This is a genomic window from Pseudomonas sp. GNP012, from assembly GCF_054343835.1.
The window spans coordinates 444,601-467,954 of record NZ_JBTGUU010000001.1; the positions used below are offsets into that span (position 1 = coordinate 444,601).

At 57.4% G+C, this 23,354-nt stretch carries 18 protein-coding genes; 13 read left to right on the forward strand and 5 right to left on the reverse strand.

The annotated features are described in order from the left end of the window. Nucleotides 1-38: 38 nt before the first annotated feature. From lon to ACXX83_RS01950, 3 genes are all read right to left on the reverse strand, one after another. Nucleotides 39-2,456, reverse strand: coding sequence for an endopeptidase La (gene lon, locus ACXX83_RS01940; RefSeq protein ID WP_458547430.1), 2,418 nt, complete (start codon nt 2,454-2,456; stop codon nt 39-41). A 316-nt stretch (nt 2,457-2,772) separates the two neighbouring features. After that, nucleotides 2,773-5,184 (reverse strand): glucose/quinate/shikimate family membrane-bound PQQ-dependent dehydrogenase, encoded by a 2,412-nt coding sequence (locus ACXX83_RS01945; protein ID WP_458547431.1) that lies wholly within the window; start codon nt 5,182-5,184, stop codon nt 2,773-2,775. A 222-nt stretch (nt 5,185-5,406) separates the two neighbouring features. Continuing rightward, nucleotides 5,407-6,789 (reverse strand): carbohydrate porin, encoded by a 1,383-nt coding sequence (locus tag ACXX83_RS01950; RefSeq protein ID WP_458547432.1) that lies wholly within the window; start codon nt 6,787-6,789, stop codon nt 5,407-5,409. Between the two features lie 349 nt (nt 6,790-7,138). Here ACXX83_RS01950 and ACXX83_RS01955 point away from each other — a divergent pair, with 349 nt between their 5' ends. Both ACXX83_RS01955 and ACXX83_RS01960 read left to right on the forward strand, forming a co-directional pair. After that, nucleotides 7,139-7,369, forward strand: a complete 231-nt coding sequence (locus ACXX83_RS01955) for a VF530 family protein (protein ID WP_007975135.1) — start codon at nt 7,139-7,141, stop codon at nt 7,367-7,369. A gap of 2 nt (nt 7,370-7,371) precedes the next feature. Continuing rightward, a complete protein-coding gene (locus tag ACXX83_RS01960) occupies nt 7,372-8,013 on the forward strand; it encodes a Pr6Pr family membrane protein (RefSeq protein WP_458547433.1) in 642 nt (213 codons plus the stop codon). Nucleotides 8,014-8,187: 174 nt separating this feature from the next. Here the strand turns inward: ACXX83_RS01960 and ACXX83_RS01965 are convergent, their stop codons facing one another. Continuing rightward, complete coding sequence (locus ACXX83_RS01965; protein WP_458547434.1) at nt 8,188-8,973, reverse strand: siderophore-interacting protein; 786 nt, start codon at nt 8,971-8,973, stop codon at nt 8,188-8,190. After that, nucleotides 8,970-9,545 carry a PadR family transcriptional regulator gene (locus tag ACXX83_RS01970; RefSeq protein WP_015093673.1) on the reverse strand — a complete coding sequence of 192 codons (576 nt, stop codon included), beginning with the start codon at nt 9,543-9,545 and terminating at the stop codon, nt 8,970-8,972. Before ACXX83_RS01970 ends, ACXX83_RS01965 begins: the two co-directional genes overlap by 4 nt. A gap of 348 nt (nt 9,546-9,893) precedes the next feature. Between ACXX83_RS01970 and ACXX83_RS01975 the strand changes: the two genes are divergently transcribed. The 11 genes from ACXX83_RS01975 to ACXX83_RS02025 all read left to right on the forward strand — a co-directional run bounded on the left by ACXX83_RS01975 (nt 9,894) and on the right by ACXX83_RS02025 (nt 23,296). Next, a complete protein-coding gene (locus tag ACXX83_RS01975) occupies nt 9,894-10,385 on the forward strand; it encodes a CS1 type fimbrial major subunit (protein WP_217837313.1) in 492 nt (163 codons plus the stop codon). Nucleotides 10,386-10,494: 109 nt separating this feature from the next. Beyond that, complete coding sequence (locus ACXX83_RS01980) at nt 10,495-13,017, forward strand: TcfC E-set like domain-containing protein (RefSeq protein ID WP_458547435.1); 2,523 nt, start codon at nt 10,495-10,497, stop codon at nt 13,015-13,017. 38 nt (nt 13,018-13,055) lie between these two features. After that, complete coding sequence (locus ACXX83_RS01985; RefSeq protein ID WP_458547436.1) at nt 13,056-13,796, forward strand: molecular chaperone; 741 nt, start codon at nt 13,056-13,058, stop codon at nt 13,794-13,796. Nucleotides 13,797-13,900: 104 nt separating this feature from the next. Next, complete coding sequence (locus ACXX83_RS01990; protein ID WP_217838367.1) at nt 13,901-14,389, forward strand: CS1 type fimbrial major subunit; 489 nt, start codon at nt 13,901-13,903, stop codon at nt 14,387-14,389. A 752-nt stretch (nt 14,390-15,141) separates the two neighbouring features. Continuing rightward, nucleotides 15,142-15,711: a hypothetical protein gene (locus tag ACXX83_RS01995; protein ID WP_225923722.1), complete on the forward strand. Its 570-nt coding sequence runs from the start codon at nt 15,142-15,144 to the stop codon at nt 15,709-15,711. A 464-nt stretch (nt 15,712-16,175) separates the two neighbouring features. After that, nucleotides 16,176-16,664 (forward strand): CS1 type fimbrial major subunit, encoded by a 489-nt coding sequence (locus ACXX83_RS02000; RefSeq protein ID WP_095964862.1) that lies wholly within the window; start codon nt 16,176-16,178, stop codon nt 16,662-16,664. A gap of 109 nt (nt 16,665-16,773) precedes the next feature. Continuing rightward, entirely contained in the window at nt 16,774-19,296 is a 2,523-nt protein-coding gene (locus ACXX83_RS02005) for a TcfC E-set like domain-containing protein (RefSeq protein WP_458547437.1), read from the forward strand. Between the two features lie 28 nt (nt 19,297-19,324). Further along, nucleotides 19,325-20,593 (forward strand): hypothetical protein, encoded by a 1,269-nt coding sequence (locus ACXX83_RS02010; protein ID WP_458547438.1) that lies wholly within the window; start codon nt 19,325-19,327, stop codon nt 20,591-20,593. 54 nt (nt 20,594-20,647) lie between these two features. Further along, the gene (locus tag ACXX83_RS02015; protein WP_458547439.1) at nt 20,648-21,388 is read left to right on the forward strand and encodes a molecular chaperone; all 741 of its coding nucleotides are present in this window, start codon (nt 20,648-20,650) and stop codon (nt 21,386-21,388) included. A 98-nt stretch (nt 21,389-21,486) separates the two neighbouring features. Further along, entirely contained in the window at nt 21,487-21,975 is a 489-nt protein-coding gene (locus ACXX83_RS02020; protein ID WP_458547440.1) for a CS1 type fimbrial major subunit, read from the forward strand. Between the two features lie 652 nt (nt 21,976-22,627). Then, nucleotides 22,628-23,296, forward strand: coding sequence for a hypothetical protein (locus ACXX83_RS02025; protein WP_458547441.1), 669 nt, complete (start codon nt 22,628-22,630; stop codon nt 23,294-23,296). The last annotated feature ends 58 nt before the right edge of the window (nt 23,297-23,354 follow it).

The window sequence follows — 23,354 nt, forward strand, 5'->3', positions numbered from 1 at the left end:
TTGCCCGCGAAGACGGCAGTACAGGCGCTACAAGACCATCAGAACAACACCTTGGCCACATCCGCAAACCGCTTGGCAAAGTGCACGGTAATACCCTCCTTCAGGTACTCCGGCAGTTCTTCGAAATTACCCCGGTTGGCCTCCGGCAGGATCAGCTCGTAAATCTTCTGCCGCCGCGCTGCAATCACCTTCTCGCGCACCCCGCCAATCGGCAGTACATGCCCGGTCAACGTCAGCTCACCGGTCATGGCCACGCCTTTTTTCGGTGGCTGGTTGCGTGCCAGCGACAGCAGGGCGCTGGCCATGGTCACGCCGGCGCTCGGGCCGTCTTTCGGCGTGGCGCCTTCCGGCACGTGCAGGTGGACGAAGGCTTCGTCGAAGAACTTCGGATCGCCGCCATAGGACTTCAGGTGCGAACTGACGTAGCTGTAGGCGATCTCCGCCGACTCTTTCATCACATCCCCCAACTGCCCGGTGAGCTTGAACCCACGGTTGAGGGTGTGGATACGCGTGGCTTCGATCGGCAGGGTCGCGCCGCCCATGCTGGTCCAGGCAAGGCCGGTGATCACGCCGACCCCCGCCAGCACCTGCTCGTTGCGGAACACCGGTTTGCCGAGCGACGCTTCGAGATCTTTCGGGCCGAGCTTGATCACCGCTTTCGGTTCGTCGAGCAGTTTCATCACCGCTTTGCGCACCAGTTTGCCGAGGTTTTTTTCCAGCTGGCGCACGCCGGCTTCACGGGCATAGCCGTCGACCAGCGCCTTGAGCGCGCTGTCGCTGATGCTCAGGCTGCCCTTGGACACGCCGGCTTTCTCAAGCTGCTTGGGCCACAGGTGACGCTTGGCGATGGCGACTTTTTCTTCGGTGATGTAGCCCGACAGGCGAATCACTTCCATGCGGTCGAGCAACGGGCCGGGGATCGAGTCCAGGGTGTTGGCGGTGCACACGAACAACACCTTGGACAGGTCCATCCGCAGGTCCAGATAGTGGTCGAGGAATTCGACGTTCTGTTCCGGATCGAGGGTTTCCAGCAAGGCCGAAGCCGGGTCGCCCTGGTAGCTCTGGCCCATCTTGTCGATCTCGTCGAGCATGATCACCGGGTTCATCACTTCGACGTCTTTGAGTGCCTGCACCAGTTTGCCCGGCTGCGCGCCGATGTAGGTGCGGCGGTGGCCCTTGATCTCGGCTTCGTCGCGCATGCCGCCAAGGCTGAAGCGATAGAACGGTCGGCCCAGGGATTCGGCGATGGATTTACCGACGCTGGTCTTGCCCACGCCCGGCGGGCCGACCAGCAGCACGATGGAGCCGCTGATCTCGCCTTTGTAGGCGCCGACTGCGAGGAATTCGAGGATGCGGTCCTTGATGTCGTCGAGGCCGGCGTGGTGTTTGTCCAGCACCTTGCGCGCGTGCTTGAGGTCGAGTTTGTCCTCGCCGTACACCCCCCACGGCACCGAGGTCGCCCAGTCGATGTAATTGCGGGTGACCGCATACTCCGGCGAGCCGGTCTCGAGGATCGACAGCTTGTTCATTTCCTCTTCGAGGCGTTTCTGCACTTGCGCCGGCAGGACTTTGCCCACCAGCCGCTGCTCGAACTGTTCGAGGTCGGCGCTACGGTCGTCCTTGGTCAGGCCCAGCTCCTGCTGGATGACCTTGAGTTGCTCCTTGAGGAAGAATTCACGCTGATGTTCACCGATCTTGCGGTTAACTTCGGCGGAAATCTCTTTTTGCAGGCGCGCGACCTCGACTTCCTTGCGCAGCATCGGCAGGACTTTTTCCATGCGCTTGAGCATCGGCACGCAGTCGAGCACTTCCTGCAGCTCACTACCGGTGGCCGAGGTGAGCGCGGCGGCGAAGTCGGTCAGCGGCGACGGGTCGTTGGGGCTGAAGCGGTTGAGGTAGTTCTTCAACTCTTCGCTGTACAGCGGGTTGAGCGGCAGCAGTTCCTTGATCGCATTGATCAGCGCCATGCCGTAGGCCTTGACCTCGTCGGTCGGCTCGGTGGGCTGGTGCGGGTATTCGACTTCCACCAGATACGGCGGGCGATGGTGCTTGAGCCAGGTTTTCAGACGCACACGGGTCAGGCCCTGGGCGACGAATTGCAATTTGCCGTTTTCGCGGCTGGCGTGGTGCACCTTGACCAGGGTGCCGTAGAGCGGCAGGGCCGAGGTGTCGAAGTGGCGCGGATCTTCCTGGGGGCTGTCCATGTAGAACAGGGCCAGGGAGTGGTGTTCGGACTTGGCCACCAGGTCGAGGGTCTCGGCCCACGGCTCTTCGTTGACGATGACCGGCAGGACCTGGGCCGGGAAGAATGGCCGGTTGTGGATCGGGATGATGTAGACCTTGTCCGGCAGGTTCTGGCCGGGCAGGGCCAGGCCTTTGCCGGGTTTGTGCTGTGGAGCGCTTTGCGGATCGGCGTATTCGCTAGGGTCTTCGGGGAATTCTTGCTGGTCGCTCATGGGGGCACCTGCACAATGGGTATGGGTCTTAGATGGGGCAGGTTGGCGGTGGTTTCAACGGTCATTTTCTGCAACGCCGTGTTTCGAAGGCGTGTTCAGCGCAGAGACAGGTTAGCTGGATTTTGCGGCGACACTATCCCCTGTGGGAGCGAGCTTGCTCGCGATGGGGGCATGACAGACACCCTTGAAGTGACTGTCAGACCGCTATCGCGAGCAAGCTCGCTCCCACAGGGGGTCGGGGGTGATTTGAAATCTGCGGCCACAAAAAAGGCGACGTCCTCACGGGCGTCGCCTTTCGTTTTACTGGCGCTAAAACTTACTCGGACAGTTTGTACGCAATCACATAGTCACCCATTTTGGTGCCCAGTGAGCCGTGGCCACCGACGACCAACAGCACGTACTGCTTGCCGTCCTTGCCGGTGTAGGTCATCGGCGTAGCCTGACCGCCAGCCGGCAGGCGCGATTTCCAAAGCACCTTGCCGGTATTGACGTCATAGGCGCGCAGGTACTGATCCAGCGTGCCGCTGAGGAAGCCGACGCCGCCGGCGGTGACTATCGAGCCGCCCATGCTTGGCACGCCGAGTGGCAGGCCGATAGGCAATGGCGAGCTGTCGCGGCTGGTGCCGTTCTTGCGTTTCCACACGACTTTGCCTGTGGTCAGGTCGATGCCGGCCACGTAGCCCCAGGCCGGCGCCTGGCACGGTACGCCGAGCGGCGACATGAACGGGTGCATGATCACCGCATAAGGTGCGCCGGTGTTCGGTTGCACGCCCGCTGTTTCGCTTTCTCGCTTGCTGTCGGCTGCGACTTCGGCGCGAGGCACCATTTTCGAGACGAAGGCCATGTAGTTCGGGCTGGTGAACAGCATCTGGCGAACCGGGTCGACCGAAACGCCGCCCCAGTTGAAGACGCCGACGTTACCCGGATAGATCAGGCTGCCCTGTTCCGACGGAGGGGTGTACTGGCCTTCGTAGCGCAACTCCTTGAACTGGATACGGCACAGCATCTGGTCGAACGGGCTGGCACCCCACATGGCTTTTTCGGTCAGCTCCGGGGCCAGCAGGTTCAGGTCCGAACGGGCCTGTGTCGGTGCGGTGTGGTCACCTTTCACGGCGCCTTGGGGAACCGGGATTTCCTTGATCGGGATGATCGGCGTGCCGTCGCGACGGTCGAGGACGTACAGGCTGCCCTGTTTGGTCGGGGCGATCAGCGCAGGTTTCACCCCGTCGGCGGTTTTCATGTCCAGCAGGGTTGGCTGGCTGCCGACGTCCATGTCCCACAGGTCATGGTGAGTGAACTGGTAGTTCCAGCGCACCTTGCCGGTGGCCAGGTCCAGCGCGACCAGGCCGGCACTGAACTTCTCGGCGCCCGGGGTGCGGTCTGCGCCCCACTGGTCAGGGGTCTGGTTGCCCAGTGGCAGGTAGACCATGCCGAGCTTTTCGTCGACGCTGGCCAGCGACCACATGTTGGCCGAGTTGCGGCTGTAGTGTTCGCCTTCTGGCAGCGGTTCGGTCGCGTCTGGATTGTTGCTGTCCCAGTTCCACACCAGATGGCCGTCGTGTACGTCAAAGGCCCGGATCACGCCGGAGGGCTCGTTGGTCGACTCGTTGTCGGTGACGTGGCCGCCCATGATCACCAGGTCACGGGTGATCGCAGCCGGCGAGGTGGCGTAGTAGCCACCGGGGGTGAACGGGCCGATGCCTTGGGTCAGGTCAACCACACCGTTTTTACCGAAACCTTCGCAGACCTTGCCGGTGTCGGCGTTGAGTGCGATCAGGCGTGCATCGGCGGTTGGCAGGTACAGACGACGCGGGCAGGCCTGGGCGACGGCTTTTCCGGCTTCAGAGATGACGGCGGAGGCAGCGTTTTCAGACTGGGCGTAGGCCGCTTCGTCGTAGTACGACACGCCGCGGCAGGTCATGTGGGCGAAGCCCTTGAAGCCCACCGGGCTCTTGATCTGCGGGTCGAAACGCCACAGTTCCTTGCCGGTGTCCGGGTCCAGCGCCAGCACCTTGCTATGGGCGGTGCAGGCATAGAGCATGCCGTTGGCCTTGAGCGGGGTGTTTTCGTTGGTCAGTTCCACCGGGTCATCGGCGGTTGGCAGATCGCCGGTCTGGATACGCCAGGCTTCTTGCAGCTTGCCGACGTTGGCCGGGGTGATCTGCTTGAGCGGCGAGTAGCGGTCGCCGAATTCGCTGCGGCCATAGGCCTGCCAGTCGCCTTCGGGTATCTGCGGCGCGGTGCTGGTCATGTCCGCGGTGTCGCGGCCCAGTTCGCCCAAGGTTTCGCCCGGGTGGGTGAACTGGCTGGCCACGGCGGTGACACCGGCCAGGACCACGGCCACGCTCAAGGCGCCAGTGCCCACAGGGGCAGGGCCGTTGATCAGCAATGGACGACGGAACCACGGCAGCAGCATCACCACACCGAGGGCGAACCACAGCGCCAGGCGCGGCACCAGTTGCCACCAGTCGAGGCCGACTTCCCACAGCGCCCAAACAGTACTGGCGAACAGCACCAGTGCGTACAGGCCCAGCGCCGCGCGGCGGGCGGCGATCAGCAACACGCCGCTCAGCACAATGCCAATGCCGGCCAGCAGGTAATACAGCGAGCCGCCGAGCATGCTCAGCTTGATCCCCCCGGCCAGCATGGCCAGGCCCATTAGCAGAAGCAGTATGCCGAGCAGGGTCGGCAACAGACGGCTTCGACCCAAGGCACCATCAGTGCTCATAGTGTGATTCTCCGTGATGTTTCAAGTAGTCCTGCGCCAGTTCACTGTAGATGACGACCCGGCGCGGGCATGGTTCATAAAACCGGTGTGGTTGACGTAGTCCTTGTAGGAGCGAGCCTGCTCGCGAAAAACCTGAGAACGCCGCGGGGAGTCAGGCTCGCAGCGTTATCGTTGACGACCATCGCGAGCAAGCTCGCTCCTACAAAGGTTTTATGGTGTTGCTCAGAACGACGACTGGACCTTGATCCCGCCAATCAGCGCGTCGTCGACCTCGTTCACGCCGCCGGGATGGCGGATGTATTGCAGGTTCGGGCGCACGGTCAGCCAGTTGGTCACGTGCACGCCGTAATAGAGTTCGGCGCTGTATTCGGTGTCCTGGGGTGGCAGGTAGGACGGGTTGTCGTAGTCGAAAACGGCATTGGCCTGGTTGGTCGCCTCGGCATTCTTGCGATAGGCCGGGTTGACGTGGACGCGGGCCATGGCAAAACCGATGTCGTCCCTGGACCGGGCGTCGAACAGCCCTTTGTAGACGAGACCGGCCTGGACGTAGTTGTCGATGGCGTTGGTCTTCTTGTCGTGCATCGTGCCGTTGGCAAACAGGCTCAGGCCGCGAGAATGATCGCTGGCCAGGCTGGTGACTTGCTGCTGGAGGCCCAGCCACATGCCGTGCTTGCTCGAGGCGCTGCGGTAGGCTTCGCCACTCAGGGCGGCAGGCTGGCCATTGCTGTCCTTGTAGACGTCGGTAGCGTTGGCGCTGCTGTAGTAGTAACCGGCGCGGTATTCACCCGGCAGGCCGTTGAGTTTCGGCGTCCACACCAGTTCCACCGGCAGGACCGCGCCCTGGGTGCCGCTGCCGCTGAGCTTGAAGCCGTTGTCGCGATCCAGGTTCGACGGGTTCTGCTCGTACGCGCCGACCTGTGCATAAAGCTCTGGCGTCAGGTGATATTTGACCCGCAGTGCCCACTGGCTGACCGGCCAGTTGTACCAGATGTCGCCCGCCCAGTTGCCGACCTGGGAGCCGCAGAACGCCAGGTTCTGGAAGTCGCAAGGGAAGCTGTTGAAGTCTTCGCCTTCGCCGAAACGGCCGACCTTGATGTCGAGTTTTTCGTCGAAGAACTTCTGCTGGTACCACATCTGCGTCAGGCGCCAGGTCTGGCCGCGGCCCCAGACTTCCTGGGCCGAGGTGAAGCCGCCGACACGCGGGTCATTGATGCGGTCGTTGCTGATGTTGTTGCCGCTGCGTTCGGTGATGGTCAGCTGGAACTCGGCGTCGTCCCAGCCGAGGATTTTCTGCAAGTCCAGATGGGTGCCCAGGCCGAACTGGTCGCTGTAGCGGGCGGTGCGGTCGTGGTCGTAGCCGCCGTGCAGATTGCTGCCCATTTCACCGGTGTAATCGACTTTGAAGTCGTAGCCTTTTTCCGCAAGTTCGCTGCGAGTGCCGTTCCAGTCGCCGAGCATCCACGGTGAATCACTATCGAAGGCCGGAGCCGAGTGAGCGCAAGTGGCAAGGCCCAAGGCGGTGAGTCCGCCTATCAGGTTCAAGGTGTTTCGGCAGGCAACAGGTTTGAAGACAGCGCTGTCTTTCGAAAGCTGGAAATCAGGCATAGAGAAGAAATTCTTGATCTTTTTCTAGGGAATAAACGGAAGAAATAGCTAGCAGAAGCGTTTCAGCTAAAGCGGGTGCAAGGATAATGATCTGTTACAAATAGAGAAAGGGCTTTTACTGACATGCAGCCTTTCGGATTCGGTAACAGTTGTAGGAGCGAGCTTGCTCGCGATGGTCGATAACGATAACGCGTTCATTCTGGGTTGACGCGTTTTCGTTCGAGTCCATCGCGAGCAAGCTCGCTCCTACATCAACAGATTCACCTACATTTGATAGATCGCTTCCACCCGACGAAACCCTCGGCTAAGGTGCGCGACTTCCAATTCCTACTCTGCTTGAAGGCCCGGCATGACCGAACACAACATCGACCCGCTGCACGGCGTGACGCTGGAGCAAATCCTCAACGCCCTGGTTGAACACTACGAATGGTCGGGGCTGGCCGAACGCATCGATATCCGCTGCTTCAAGAGCGACCCAAGCATCAAGTCGAGCCTGACGTTCCTGCGTAAAACCCCGTGGGCGCGGGAGAAGGTCGAACGTCTGTATGTGAAGTTGATGCGCACCAAACGACCGCTCTGAACATGGTCGATCCTTGCGCGATGCGCCGCCGTTTTGTCGTCGTGGCTGCCATGCTCGGCTGGGCGGGATTGAGCATCCAGATGTACCTGATTTTCTATTCGCGCTGGACGCTGGGGGCCAGTCTGATCGGTGGGCTGGTGAGTTTTTTCAGCTATTTCACCGTGCTGAGCAACACCCTGGTGGCGACGGTGCTGACCTGTGAACTGACGTACCGCGAGTCCGCCGCGCGACGCTGGTTTTTACAGCCCTGGGTCATTAGTGGCGTTGCTGTGAGCATCACTGTCGTCGGCCTGGCGTACAGCGTGTTGCTTCGCCATCTATGGCATCCCGAAGGCTGGCAATGGCTGGCCGATGAGCTGATGCATGACGTCATGCCGCTGCTGTTCCTGGGGTACTGGTGGTTCTGTGTACCGAAAGGCTCGCTGCGCTGGGGGCATATCGCGTTGTGGGTGATTTATCCGTTGGTGTACTTCGCTTACTCGTTGCTGCGCGGGCATTTGCTGGCGACTTATCCGTACCCGTTCATTGACGTGGACAAACTGGGTTATCCACAGGTGTTCATCAACGCCGGGGGATTGTTGGCGGGGTTTGTGGTGATTGCTTTGTGGGTGGTGGCGCTGGATCGGTGGCGTGCTCGAATGTAACCGCAGATAAGGCGGTGTGGAATGCTTTTTGTGGCGAGGGGGCTTGCCCCCGTTGCGCTGCGCAGCAGTGCTAAAACCTGCAACGAGGTTTTATCTGAAACACCGTACGAGCAGATTTTACGACTGCTTCGCAGCCGAACGGGGGCAAGCCCCCTCGCCACAGTGTGACGCCTGTTATTCCTCGTCGCTGCCATCCAGCCGCCAATAGCCCACCGCCTTGACGAACTGCTCGTTCAGCCCATGCTCATCGAGCAACACCCGACGAATCCGCCGCGACACCTTGCTCTCGGTCGCGACCCACGCGTACAGGCTGCCGCCGGGCACCTGGATCTGGCGCACGGTGGTCAGCAGGTTGTCCTTGCCACCTTCGCGCAGCACCCAGATCACATTGACCTCGGCAGCGCTTTCCAGCACTTGCTGCTCCTTGCCGTTTTCCACTTCCACGATCACCAGCGCACGGCGGTTGGCCGCCAGGCTTTCGAGCCGCCGGGCGATGGCGGGCAGGGCGGTTTCGTCACCGATCAGCAAGTAGCTGTCGAACATGTCCGGCACGATCATCGAGCCCCGCGGCCCGCCGATGTGCAGGAACTGCCCCGGTTTGGCCTGTTCGGCCCAGGTCGAGGCCGGGCCGTCGCCGTGCAGCACGAAGTCGATGTCCAGTTCCAGGGTGTTCAGGTCATAGCGGCGCGGCGTGTAGTCGCGCATCTCGGGCAGCGGGCCGCTGTCCTTGCCGGCGCCCAGCACCAGGGTTTCCAGTGCCGCAGCCTGCTCGGCGTTCTGCGGGAACAACAGTTTGACGTGATCGTCCGTACCCAGGCTGACGAACCCCGCCAGCTCCGGCCCGCCCAGGGTAATCCGGCGCATGCGCGGGGTCAGGTCGACCACGCGCAACACCTCCAGGCGACGGCGTTTGATTTCGTGCATGACGCGGTGAATGGTTTGCGCGATCACTTCAGTCATTCGGCTTTCTCCTGAACGGGTTGAACGGCAGGGCCGTCGACGATGGCTTTGGCGGTGTCGTTGAGCAGGGCCGCAACGCGCTGGATTTCTTCCGGGCTCCAGCGGCCGTGATGCAGTTGCAGGGCATGGCGCAGGTTGTGCACCGCCTCGTGGATTTCGGCCGGGCGATCATGGCCGCGCAACGAACGCTTGCTGACATCGATGCGCACCCGCACACCTTCTAGGGCGACGGCTTGCTCGGTCAGGGACTGGCGTCCGGCGTCGGTCACGCTGTAGCGTTTTTTCCCGCCTTCGGCGTCGCCGGTAATCAATTCGCTTTCTTCAAGAAACGTCAGGGTCGGGTAGATCACGCCGGGGCTGGGACTGTAGGCGCCGTCGAACATGCCTTCGATCTGGCGGATCAGGTCGTAGCCGTGGCACGGCTGTTCGGCGATCAACGCCAGCAGCAGCAGTTTCAGGTCGCCGGGGGCAAATACTCGCGGGCCACGCCCACCGCGTTCGCGGCCAGGGCGTTTCTCGAAGCCATCGCGGCCGTCGCCGTGTTCGCGGTGGGGGGAATGATGGTCTCTCATTTTTTGCGTTCTCTCTCGTCGTATTTAGACATAACTTAAGATATATCTTGTGTCGTGTGCAAGGGGTGGTGACCAACGGTGGTGAGCGGTGGTGGCTTTCAGGCGTTGACGTCAGGGTTGGGTAACGACTTGAGAGACACAACGACTACTCGCTGATGTACGGTTTTTATTACTACATGCGGTGAGGAATATCCCTACATACTTTTCCTTGTGATTGCTTGAATATCTTTCGGGTTAAAACTTGGCTAAATACTGATTCAGTAACTTGCTGAATATAATTTCGGCATGTTCTTGTTGTTTTTGGCTTGTTTTTAATAATCTGTCATTGAAATTAAAAGGTATTCAAGCATGTTCAAGAAAGTTGCATTTGCCGTTCCTGTGGCAATCCTGGCGCTGAGTTCTTCCGTTGCATTTGCCGCCGAAACAGCACGCAGCTCCATTAATATCAGCGCCACCGTCCCGAGTAGCGTTTTCCATGCTCAGCCAGTGACCCCTGGCTTCGGCGACAACGAAAAAATGGCCTACAACGTGGTGGATGGCACATTGGGCTCGTTGCGTGAGATGTTCGATGTGAAGCACACTGACGGTGCAGTGGGCGCCTATGTTGAAGGTGGTCCACAGCCACTGTTCAATGGTACTGATTCGATCGCCCTGACTTATACCTTCAACGGCGTAGAACTGACGGAAACCTCCAAGGAAGTTGTAAGTGAAGCCCTGGCTAAACCTGGCACTCGGGCCGAACTGGTAATTGCCGCAGCCAAACCGGCCGCTGGCAAGAGCGGAAACTACACCGCCACACCCGTGGTGATCTTCGACGCCATTCCTAAAGTGGGTCCTTAATAAGGTTATTAATTAAGGCCAAGGTCTTATTCGATAGCACTTGCCGAACGACTGACTATTTTGTTTGTCGTTCGGTTTTTAACGTTTTTATATTCAGAGTAATTCGTTCATGTTCCCGATGACTCCCATCGCGACGGCGCTTGCCCTTGTCTTTTGTGCAAATGCCTTGGCTGCGCCGACGGACAATGGCCATACACCTCGAAGTCTGCTGGCTCAGGCCAAGGGTTTACCGACTGAATTCGAGGAGCACTTCTTTGATGTGCCGTTGGCGGTCCGGGTGGAACTTGATCAACAGTTTCTTGGTGAGGCGATGGTGGTGTTAAGTCGCGATGATCGCATTACCCTCGTCGACTTTACCGATGTCAGCGACAGCAAATTCAAGGCAGGCGAACGAGATACCTGGTCAAACTATCTGAGCCAAGGGGTCGCGCTCGGCAGCTGCCAGGGCAAATGCCCGGGGCAATTGCTTGCCGTGCACTACAGTCTGGCAAACTCGCTGGTGTCCATTCTCACCGCCAACGCCGAACGCGATGAGCAGGCGCAGCGTTACTACAGCCTGCCGGAAGGCGGCAGCAGCGGTCTGATTGTGCGCAATCAATTGAACCTCAATGGCGGCCAGAACCAGGATACGGGCGGGCGCTACGGCCTCGAAGCCAGCAGCAGCCTGGGAAACTGGACTCAAGCCGTCAACCTGCAGTTGTCCCGAATGGGGGGCGTGGACAATCAGCTCTATCACGCCGTGCATGGGCTCTATACCCAGCGCGAACTGGAGGGCAATTTCCTGCGCCTGGGCTACTTCACTCCCACCACCGAAGGAATGACTCGTCAGCCTCGTACATTTGGCGTCAGCCCCGATACGGCGCTAGGTGTCATGTATGGCAGCTCCGACAGCCTGGTGATCAACAATCCGAAGCCGGCGATTTATCCGATCTACGTCACTGCCAATCGCCAGGGCTCGGTAGAAATCTACCGCGACGGCCTGTTGATCAATACCCAAGCCGTGCCCGCCGGATTGCAAACCCTCGATACGCGCCCGCTGCCGGGCGGCATCTACGAGGTGGAAGTGCGACTGGTCGAAGACGGTCAGATCACGTCCAGCACTCAGGAATTGGTCTACAAACCGAACAACTGGCGCAATCATGACGAGCGCTGGCGCTACAACCTTTTCGCCGGTCGTGAGTCCAGGTTGCTCAGCAACTGGGATGAGCAATCCGAGGGGGATATGACTGCCGGAGCGGCATTCAACTACCTGTTGCACCCGCGAGTGATCCTCGGTTTGACCGGCCGGCAGGTGCGTGACTCCCTGCAATACGGCGCATCGGTCGACTGGACGGTCGTCAACAATGCCAGTCTTTTCGCCAACATCTACCAGACCGAAGACTACGGTACCGGCCTTGATGTGCAGGGTTTGTATTCCTATGGAAAGGGCAGCATCGTCGCCAGCCATAACCGCAGCTGGCTCGACACGACCCGGCTTTACGACACCTTGCCCGACGGCACGTGGGTGCGTCAGCGCAATGTGTTCGTCGGCCAGACCAGCAACTCATCGCTATCGGTCAATCACCGACTGACCACCAAAAGCTCGGTCAATGCCCGTGTATCCCATAGCCAGGGGAATACCGAAGGCACGGGGCTGGATCTGGGATGGACTCAGCGCACTCAGCTCTTTGGCAGTGATGCCAACTGGCGATTGTCGCTGTTCGACCGGCCGGGCAGTGTCAGTTCAGGTAGTGACAGAAACCGTGGTATTGACTTGAGCCTCAACATCGCACTGGGCGACTCAGGAGAACAATGGTCCGGCAGCATCGGTTCGCGCACGGCGCGGGAGGGCGGGCGTGATAACAATGCCTCGCTGACCTATCGTAAAGACCTTCAGGATCACGTGCTGCAGAGTGTCTCGGCTACCGCGACCTCCGATACCTATGGCATGGGCTTGTCCGCCATGACCACGATGCAATCGGACCTGGCCAATGGTGACGGTTTTATCCTGCGTTCTTCCTATAACAATGACCTGACTGGCGGACTCAACCTGGACAGCACCGTGGCAATCGGTGCGCGGAAAATGGTCATGACCAGCCAAACCCACCGCGATGGAGCGGGCATGATCATCGACGTTGAGTCGGATATCGCCGACATTGCCCTGCGTGCCGATGACCTGAGCGGCGGCAGTGCCGTGCTGCGCCCGGGTCGTAACTTCGTGCCGCTCACGGCGTATAAAAGCAGCTCGGTGAGCTTCGATTTCGAGGGCAACCACGTGCCCGCCGCGAGCATTCAACCGCCTCGATCCAGCTATCACCTGAACAAGGGCGGCGTCGAGTACCGCAAGATCACCATCAGCAAAACCGTCACCGTACTCGGCCGCCTGGTCAACCCCCAGGGTAACCCCCTCAAGGGCCATCACATCATCAACCACGCCAGTCGTGGGGTGAGTGAAGTCGACGGCTTCTTCTCCATGGAAATGAACGCCGGTTCACCGACGCTGGAGGTGCGCTCCGGTAATCAGGTGCTCTGCCGGTTCCGTCTCGATCCGGACAACGCCCAGCGGGAAAACGATGTGTTGATGATTGGGGATTTGCGTTGTTCACCAGAGACGTTGGCGGATGCAACCAGCAACGCTGAGACGGCCGGTTGATCCGGTTCGACGGTTTTAATTTATTGAGGTGGTATGTCATGAAGCGTCTGTTGGCACTGTTTGGTTTTTCTCTTTTCTCCCATGCTGTTGCGGCCGCGCCGCAGATCAATGTCGGGGTGGTCTACGACTATCTGGACGGCGATAAGAGTACTTATCTGAAGCGTGTATTCAATGGTGGCGACAGCACGGCTTTCGTCAAGATCAATATTCTCGAAATTATCTACGATGCCGATGGCAAAGCCCGGGAAGTTCCGCTGGTCAACCAGGCAGACGCTAAATCGCGTGACGGGCTGATGGCCAGTCCGGCGCGACTGATCGTGCCGGCCAATGGCATGCAGGGTTCGCGTTTGTTGTACATGGGCGAACGTGACAAGGAACGTTACTTCCGCGTGCGTTATGTGCCGGTAGTGCCGGAAAAGGAAGATGAGTTCGCCGTCTCCGAGCAGGAACGCGACGACTACAAGAAAAACCTGTCGGCCGGGGTCAATGTACTGTCGGGTTATGGCACGGTGTTCTTTGTTCGTCCGAAAGAGACACGCTTTGACAGCGTGATCGAGAACGAGGCGGGACAGTACCGGATCCGCAACAACGGCAATAGTGTGGTGGTGATCGAGGAATTCAAGGACTGCTCGATCAAGAACGAGCAGGAGTGTCAGCCAACAACCAAGCATCACATTCTGGCCGGCCGGACATTCCAGTTCGAAAAGCAGGCTGGTAGGCAATACCGTTTTACGATGGTTGAAGGAAGCAAAAGCCAGAACCTGGAGATCAAGGGATGAAGCCGTAGTTGGGTGAGCGTCTCATTGCTTCCAGGCTTTTTAGTTTTATATCGATTTCGATTTCTTTGTTTGCAGTATTGAAGTGCAAGCAACAGGTGAAGATCATGTTGAAAAAATGGATAACCGTCACCTCGATGGTATGTCTGACGCTGGCGAGTGTTTACGCCTTTGCAATAGTGGAACGCGAAACATTTGAAGTGTCAGTGACTATCCCTGTTGCGGATTTTTATGTGTTGCCGGTGGATCCGGGGTGGATAGGCCAAGAACAAAAACTGCCCTGGAATCTGAAGACGGCGGAATTTGGATCGCTGCGTAAACAATTCGATGTCAAAAACGCCAATGGAGCGATTGCTGCCCGTTTGAGTGAGGTACCTTACTTAAGTAACGGCAGAGACGTCGACAACATCGCGCTGGATGTCACGTTCAATCGGATAAAACTCAGTGTGAACAATGCTGAGGTCATTTCGGAACTGGACGGTAAAAGTGGTAAACGCGTGGAGTTACTGATTGCAGCTGTCAAACCTGTCGACGGTTATAAATCCGGTGAGTACTACGGCAGTGTGCATATGATTTTTGAGGCGATCGCTCCTTGATCTTGTTCTGTGCCATTAGTGACGGGTGTAGCCACCATACTGAAGTTTCGGGTTAATTAATAATGAAGTTATTTTTTTCGCTAAGAACAATGGCAGCGTTCTCGTTGGCAGGAGGCTTGCTCGCCGGATTGCATGCCCCACCCGCCAGAGCGGTGGAGCAGGAAATCAGTGCCAGGTTCGTGCCAGATCCGGCGAATCCCCTGATCAACCGGTTTGTTAACACAACCCCACAGACCGGAGTGTGCCCAAACTTTATAGCTAGCCGCTGCGCGCAATTAGGTATCTTCAGCCTGAGGGTACCCGGTTTGAGATTTGATTCTTCGCAGCCTATTCCAGCCGGGCATGCCGATCCCCGGCAAGGGGCGACCTTCAGTGTCCCGTCGAGCTGGCGAGCACTGGACGTTGTCCACAGTCGTACAGGTGAGCGAGAGACCGTTGAGGTGCGAGTGGCAGGCATTGGCGGTACCTGGAATATCTCCTACCCACCAGGAGTTAGTGCCTGGACGCCACCGGGGGGAGGGAGGTGGCGCGCTCCATGGACAAGACCGCCAGCCCCCTGTACCGGACTTGACATTAATGTTGCAGGAAGCGCTTTTGCGTTTTTCTTTTGGCTAATTCCTGAAGGCGCGGGGGCCTGCGGCGTTGTGCCTACCAAGGATATTCCCTGGTTCAGGTTCAGCTCAGTCGAATACGTTTATGAACTCAGGACCCCCAACCCTCTGGGTATGTCGTCAGGAGAATATCGTGGCTCATTGACCTACACCACCGGTCCAGGCAAGGACTTCGACATGGGTGATGTAATGCTCCCCAACGACAGTGCCATCACCCTCAACTTCACCTTGAGCGTCGAGCATTCGCTCAAAGTCGAAATCCCCCCCGGCGGCCATCGCATCGAACTGGTCCCCCAAGGCGGTTGGCAAGCCTGGTTGAATCAGGGGCGCAAGCCGGTACGGTTGTTCCGCGATCAGACGTTCAACCTCTCGGCCTCCTCACGCTTCAAGATGCAGCTTGAATGCCAGCATTCCGTTGGCAACACCTGCGCGTTGCGCGCTGCCGACTCTTCTGAGCTTGTGCCCTTGAACACCAGCGTCAGCCTGCCCAACGGCTTGACGGACGATTCGGGGCAGGCGGTCGATCGTCGTCCTCTGCGCCTCGATGGCAGCGGCACCGAGCTGTTCCAGCCCGGTCATTACGTCGACCGCAAGCCGGGAGCCCTGCACTTTGAAGTCGCCCGGGAGCACGTCGAGCAGATGCTGCAGGACGGCAAGGCAAAAAACTGGTCGGGCAACGTCACGGTGATCTGGGATTCGGAAGTGATCTGAGCCAACCGTTCGAGGCTTTGCAGGGCAATGGCGCAAGCTCTGGCGCCGTGAGCCCCTGCAAAGCCCTCAATATCGAAAAAAACAGCGCTTTTAATCAGCGCAAGCCGCTGAAATTAGTGTTAACTCTCTAATGTGTTGATGCCGGCCTTTGTTTGCGGGTAATGTAGTATCGGTCTTACGGAAGTTGTTGCTGTTAAATGGCATTGTTTTTGGTTTTGATTTCGTATTTGTAGTATTATTCTTACGGTAAAATATTGAAGTTTAAGTTATTCCTGCTTTTTTCCCTCCAGTGTAATGGCGATCCGGCTACGAGCTTGTCGGAACTTGCCTGCTTACTTTCCAGAACTATTGAACGATCATCTTTCGGCGTTGAGAGTTGCGCTGGAACATCACTGCTCGTGACTGTTTTGCTTCAGCGAAACTTTCAATACTTAGATCCTTTTTTAAACGACAGGTACTGAAAGATGTTCAAGAAAATCGCGTTCGCTGCTCCTCTGGCTGTTTTGGCACTGAGTTCCTCGATGGCGTTTGCCGCGGAAGAAGCGCGCAGCACCATCAATATCAGCGCCACCATCCCAACTAGTGTATTTCACGCCAAGTCGGTGAACCCTGACTTCGGTAAAGATGAAAAAATGAACTACAACTTGGTAGACGGTACCCTGAGTTCACTGCGTGCTGCTTACGACGTCCGGCATACCAATGGCTCGGTCGGCGCTTATGTGGAAGGGGGACCACAGCCCCTGTTCAACGGTGCCAACAGCATTGCATTGACCTACACCTTCAACGGTGTGCCTTTGACCGGTGTTTCTCAAGAAGTGGTAGGCGATACCGAATCCAACGGCGGTATGCGCGCTGATCTGGTTATTGCCGCGGCCAAGCCATTGGACACTCAAACGGGGCTTTACACGGCCAATCCGGTTGTGATCTTCGATGCTATCCCGCGCATCCCTTAACAGGGTTATGACTTAAGGCTTGCCCTTATTCGTTAACGCTTACCGGTCGATAGGAAATCACTACCTGTCGATCGGGTTTTAACGCACTTATCTTCAGAGTATTTCGTTCATGTTCCCGATGACTCCCATCGCGACGGCGCTTGCCCTTTTTTTCTGCGCAACGGCTCTGGCTACAGCGGTGGAAAACGCCCATACACCTCGAAGTTTGTTGGCGCAGGCCAAAGGTTTGCCTAGCGAGTTTGAAGAGCATTTTTTTGATGTGCCATTAGCGGTGCGCGTGGAACTTGACCGAAAATTTCTAGGGGAGGCGATGGTGGTGTTAACCCGCGACGATCGAATTACCCTTGTTGACTTCGCCGATGTCGGCGACAGCACGATCAAAGCCAGTGAGCGCGAAACTTGGTCGAGCTATCTGAAACAGGGTGTTGCACTGGGCGGCTGCCAAGCCAAGTGCCCGGAGCAACTGTTGGCAGTGCACTACAGCCTTGAAAACTCGCTGGTGTCCATCCTCACGGAAAATGCCGAACGTGACGATCAGGCACAGCGTTACTACACACTGCCTGAAGGCGGTAGCACCGGGTTGATCGTACGTAATCAACTGAACCTCAACGGTGGCCAAAATCAGGATTTGGGTGGACGCTATGGTCTTGAGGCCAGCAGTAGCCTGGGCAGCTGGACTCAGGCGATCAATATGCAATTGTCCCGATTGGGCGGTATGGACAACACGCTCTATCACTCGGTGAATGAGCTTTTCACCCAGCGTGAACTGGAGGGTAGCTTCCTGCGCCTGGGCCTTTTCACACCTTCGTCCGAAGGGTTGACCCGACAGCCGCGCACCTTTGGCACCACTCCAGACACTGCGCTGGGCGTCATGTACGGCAGCTCCGACAGCCTGGCCATCAATAATCCGAAACCGGCGGTCTATCCGATCTACGTCACCGCCAATCGGCAAGGCTCGGTGGAAATCTACCGTGATGGCTTATTGATCAATACCCAGGCAATGCCCGCCGGGTTGCAGACCCTCGATACCCGGCCGTTGCCGGGAGGGATCTATGAAGTGGAAGTACGCCTGATCGAAGACGGTCAGATCACCTCCAGCACCCAGGAGCTGGTCTACAAGCCCAGCAATTGGCGCAATCACGACGAGCGCTGGCGCTACAACCTGTTCGCCGGACGTGAATCCAAAGTGCTAAGCAATTGGGACGAACAGGACGACGGCGACATGACCGCCGGTGCGGCGTTCAATTACCTGTTGCATCCACGGGTCATCCTTGGCCTGAGCGGGCGGCAGGTGGGTGACGCCTTGCAATACGGCACGTCGGTCGACTGGGCGGTCGTCAACAATGCCAGCCTTTATGCCAATGTCTATCAGACCGAGAACTACGGCACCGGCCTCGACGTGCAGGGGCTCTACTCCTACGGTAGCGGCAGCATCGTCGCCAGCCACAACCGCAGCTGGCTCGACACGACTCGGCTCTACGACACCTTGCCCGACGGTACACGAGTGCGGCAGCGCAATGTGTTTGTCGGTCAGACCAGTAACTCTTCGCTGTCAGTCAATCATCGGTTGACCAGTAAAAGCTCGGTCAATGCCCGGGTGTCCCACAGCGAAGGCAACACCGAAGGTACGGGCATTGACCTTGGCTGGACCCAGCGCACCCAACTGTTTGGCAGTGATGCCAACTGGCGGTTGTCTGTGTTCGACCGACCCGGCAGTTTCAGTTCAGGTGACGACAGAAATCGAGGAATCGACCTGAGCGTCAACATCGCCCTTGGTGGCCCGGGTGAGCAGATCTCCGGCAGTATCGGTACCCGTACGGCTCGGGAGGGTGGCCGGGATAACAACGCGTCAATCACCTATCGCAAAGACCTTCAGGACCACCTGCTGCAAAGTGTTTCGGCCACGGCCATTACCGATACCTACGGTGTCGGCTTGAATGCCATGGCAAATATGCAATCAGACTTGGTCAACGGCGACGGTTTTATCCAGCGCTCGTCTTTCAACAACGACCTTACCGGCGGATTGAATCTGGACAGCACCATTGCCGTCGGCGCGCGCAAGATGGTCATGACCAGCCAGTACCACCGCGATGGTGCCGGCATGATCATCGATGTTGAGTCGGATATCGATGGCATCGTCCTGCGCGCCGACGACTTGAGTGGCGGCAGTGCGGTACTGCGCCCGGGTCGTAATTTCGTGCCGCTCACGGCGTACAAAAGCAGTTCCGTCAGCTTCGATTTCGAGGGCAATCATGTGCCAGCGGCGAGTATCCAGCCGGCCCGCTCCAGCTATCACCTGAACAAGGGCGGCGTGGAGTACCGCAAGATCACCGTCAGCAAAAGCGTCACCGTGCTCGGCCGCCTCGTCGACCCCCAGGGTAAGCCGCTTAAGGGCCACCACATCATCAACCACGCCAGTCGTGGCGTGAGTGAGGTCGACGGCTTCTTTTCGATGGAAATGAATGCCAGTTCGCCGACGCTGGAAGTGCGTTTCGGTAATCAGTTGCTCTGTCAATTCCGCCTTGACCCAAACAAGGCACGTAGTGAAAACGATGTGCTGATGATTGGGGATCTGCGCTGCACCGCGGATACGTTGGCGGATGTGGCTGAAATCGTGCAGAGCGCCGGCTGAAAATTGCAACTTACGGTTTGGAGTCTTTATGTTGAACCCTTGGACTGTCTCGCAAATGCCCACGGCAAGGGCGATTGTGATCGGTTGCTGCCTAGCTGTATTGGCCATGGAAGCTGGTGCGATTGTGTTGCCTGTTACAGCAACCTTTAATCCTGAGCCGGGCAACCCCTTGAAAAACGAATTCAAGAACACAACACCCAATGTCGGGTTCTGCAAAAACAATCCTGCTATTTGCCAGGCTCACAACATATTCAGCCTGCGCTCCCACGTTGGTAGCATCCCTCTCAATGGCCCCATCGAGCCCGATCACGCAGATGTGCGAAAGGGCGCAATGATCAAAACCCCTGCAGCTTGGCGCTCATTGCAAGTCAGGCACCGCGAAACCGGCGAAACAGCTACCGTAGAAGTGCGCATTGCAGGGATGGGGGGGGTTTACGCACTGAGTCATCCTGCTCAGGAACTCACCGGCGTTTCGAATTTATTTCAGGCGCATTTACGATTGTGGGGAAGCCGGTGGACAACTGCACCGAATTCCTGCGTCAGCATCGGTAAAGAAGTTTACTACGGTTTTTCGGGCTACGAGTTCTTTTGGCTTACTCCAAAGGAGGAAGTCTGTGCCAAACAGGCTAAATTTCAAATTCCAGGATTCGGCTTCCAGTATCTGGACTTTACCTATGAGCTGCGTACCCCGGATCCTCTGAAAATGTCCACGGGGATCTATGATGGCACACAGGTCTACACCATTAAACCAAACGGCGATTTTGACTTGGGTGATGTCGTCGCTCCCCCGGATGATGTAATCCAGCTCGACTTTACTCTGACCGTTCAACATGCCCTTAGAGTCGATATCCCACCCGGGGGCAATCAAATCGAATTGGTACCCCAAGGCGGCTGGCAAGCCTGGCTGAATCAGGGACGTAAACCCACGCGTCTGTTCCGCGACCAAACCTTCAATATCTCTTCTTCGAGCCGCTTCAAGATGCAACTCGAATGTCAGTACGTCGTTGGCAACACCTGCGCATTACGCGGCGCCGACTCTGCTGATCTGGTGCGCTTGAATACCAGCGTAAGCCTGCCCAGCGGCCTGGCTGATGCTGGGGGCCGAACCGTCCAGCGGCGGCCCTTGTTTCTCGATGGCAGCGGCACCGAGTTGTTCCAACCCAGTATTTATGTCGATCGCAAACCGGGAGCCCTGCACTTTGAAATAACCAAGGAATACGTCGAGCCGATGTTGCGCGAAGGCGTGGGTAAAACCTACACGGGCAATGTCACGGTGATTTGGGATTCGGAAGTTTAGGCCGTATTAGGGTCGGCCCGATTGGGCTGTGTTCAATAATTGAGGTATTACGTCATGAAGCGCCTGTTGGCACTGTTTGGTTATTCGCTGTTTTCTCACATGGCCCTGGCCGCGCCGCAGATCAATGTTGGGGTGGTCTACGAGTATCTTGATGGCGATAAAAGTTCATATCTGAAGCGCGTATTCAATGGTGGCGATAGCACCGCGTTCGTCAAGATCAATATTCTCGAAATTATCTACGATGCCGATGGCAAAGCCCGGGAGGTTCCTCTGGTGAACCAGGCGGATGGTACGTCGCGCGACGGGCTGATGGCCAGTCCGGCGCGATTGATCGTACCGGCCAATGGCATGCAGGGTTCGCGTTTGTTGTACATGGGCGAGCGTGACAAAGAACGTTACTTCCGCGTGCGTTATGTGCCAGTAGTGCCAGAAAAGGAAGATGAGTTCGTCATCTCCGAGCAGGAACGCGACGACTACAAGAAAAACCTGTCGGCCGGGGTTAACGTACTGGCGGGTTATGGCACGGTTTTTTTTGTTCGACCGAGAGAGACTCGCTTTGACAGCGTGATCGAGAACGAGGCAGGACAGTACCGGATCCGCAACAACGGCAATAGTGTGGTGGTGATCGACGAATTCAAGGATTGTTCGATCAAGAACGAGCAGGAATGCCAGCCAACCACCAAGCATCACATTCTGACCGGCCGAACATTCCAGTTCGAAAAGCAGGCTGGTCGGCACTACCGTTTTACGATGGTTGAAGGAAGCAAAAGCCAGAACCTGGATATCAAGGGTTGAAGTCGTAGTGGGGTGAGCGTCTGTTTGCTTCCAGGCTTTTTAGTTTTATATCGATTTCTTTGTTTGCAACATTGAAGTGCAAGCAACAGGTGAAGATCATGTTGAAAAAATGGATAACTGTCACCTCGATGGTGTGTCTGACGCTGGTGAGTGTTTACGCCTTTGCAATAGTGGAACGCGAAACCTTTGAAGTGTCAGTGACTATCCCTGTTGCGGAGTTTTATGTGTTGCCGGTGGATCCAGGGTGGATAGGGCATGAACAAAAATTGCCCTGGGATCTGACGACGGAGGAACTTGGATCGCTGCGTAAACATTTCGATGTAAAAAACGCCAATGGAGCGATTGCTGCGCGTTTGAGTGAGGAACCTTACTTAAGTAACGGCAGAGACGTCGACAACATTGTGCTGGATGTCACGTTCAATCGGATAAAACTCACGGTGGACAATGCCGAAGTAATTTCGGAACTGGACGGTAAAGCTGGCAAACGCGTGGAGTTGGTGATTGCAGCAGTCAAACCGGATGTTGGTTACAAATCCGGTGAGTACTACGGCAGTGTGCATATGATTTTTGAGGCTATCGCTCCTTGATCACCCTTGGCGCAATAAATGGCGTGTATTCCGTCATGTTGGAATTTCAGGTTAACTCATAATGAAGCTATTTTTTTCGCTAAGAACAATGGCAACGTTCTTGTTAATGGGAAGCTTGTTGGCTGGGTTGCATGCCACGCCCGCCGGCGGGGTGGAGCAGGAAATAAGCGCCAGGTTCGTGCCTGATCCGGCGAATCCCCTGATCAACCGGTTCGTTAACACGACCCCACAGAGCGGAGTGTGCCCAAACCATATAGCTGGCCGCTGTGCGCAATTAGGTATCTTCAGCCTGAGGGTACCCGGTTTGAGATTTGATTCTTCGCAGCCTATTCCAGCCGGGCATGCCGATCCCCGGCAAGGGGCGACCTTCAGTGTGCCGTCGAGCTGGCGCGCACTGGACGTTGTCCACAGTCGTACAGGTGAGCGAGAGACCGTTGAAGTACGAGTTGCAGGCATCGGTGGTACCTGGAATATCGCCCGCCCACCAGGAGTCAGTGCATGGACGCCGCCGGAGGGAGGCTATTGGCGCGGTCCATGGGTAAGACCGCCATCCCCCTGTACCGGTCTTAACATTAATGTTGCAGGAGTTAACTTCGCGTTTTTCTTTTGGCTGATTCCTGAAGGAGCGGGGTCCTGTGGCTTAGTACCTACTATGGATATTCCCTGGTTCAGGTTCAGCTCAGTCGAATACGTTTATGAGCTCAGGACCCCCAACCCCCTGGGCATGTCGTCAGGGGAATATCGTGGCTCATTGACCTACACCACCGGTCCAGGTGGTGACTTCGACATGGGGGATGTATTGCTGCCCAACGACAATGCGGTCACCCTTAACTTCACCCTGAGTGTCGAGCACTCGCTCAAGGTCGAAATCCCCCCAGGCGGCCATCGTATCGAATTGGTACCCCAAGGCGGTTGGCAGGCCTGGTTGAATCAGGGACGCAAGCCAGTGCGCCTGTTTCGCGACCAGACCTTCAACGTCTCGGCCTCCTCACGGTTCAAGATGCAGCTTGAATGTCAGCATTCAGTTGGCAACACCTGCGCATTGCGCGATGCCGACTCTTCTGATCTTGTGCCCTTGAGCACCAGCGTGACACTGCCACACGGCTTTACCGATGGAGCGGGACAACTCGTTGATCGTCGCCCCCTCCGACTTGATGGGAGTGGTACTGAGTTGTTTCAGCCTGGTTTATACGTCGATCGAAAGCCGGGAACTCTGCACTTTGAAGTGGCTAAGGAGCACGTCGAACAGATGTTGCGCGAAGGGGTTACCAAAACCTATATGGGGAATGTCACAGTGATCTGGGACTCGGAAGTGATCTGATAGCACGCCCCTGAAGACTCATTTACGAGTTCTTTAGGGGCGGTATAAGTTATTGATC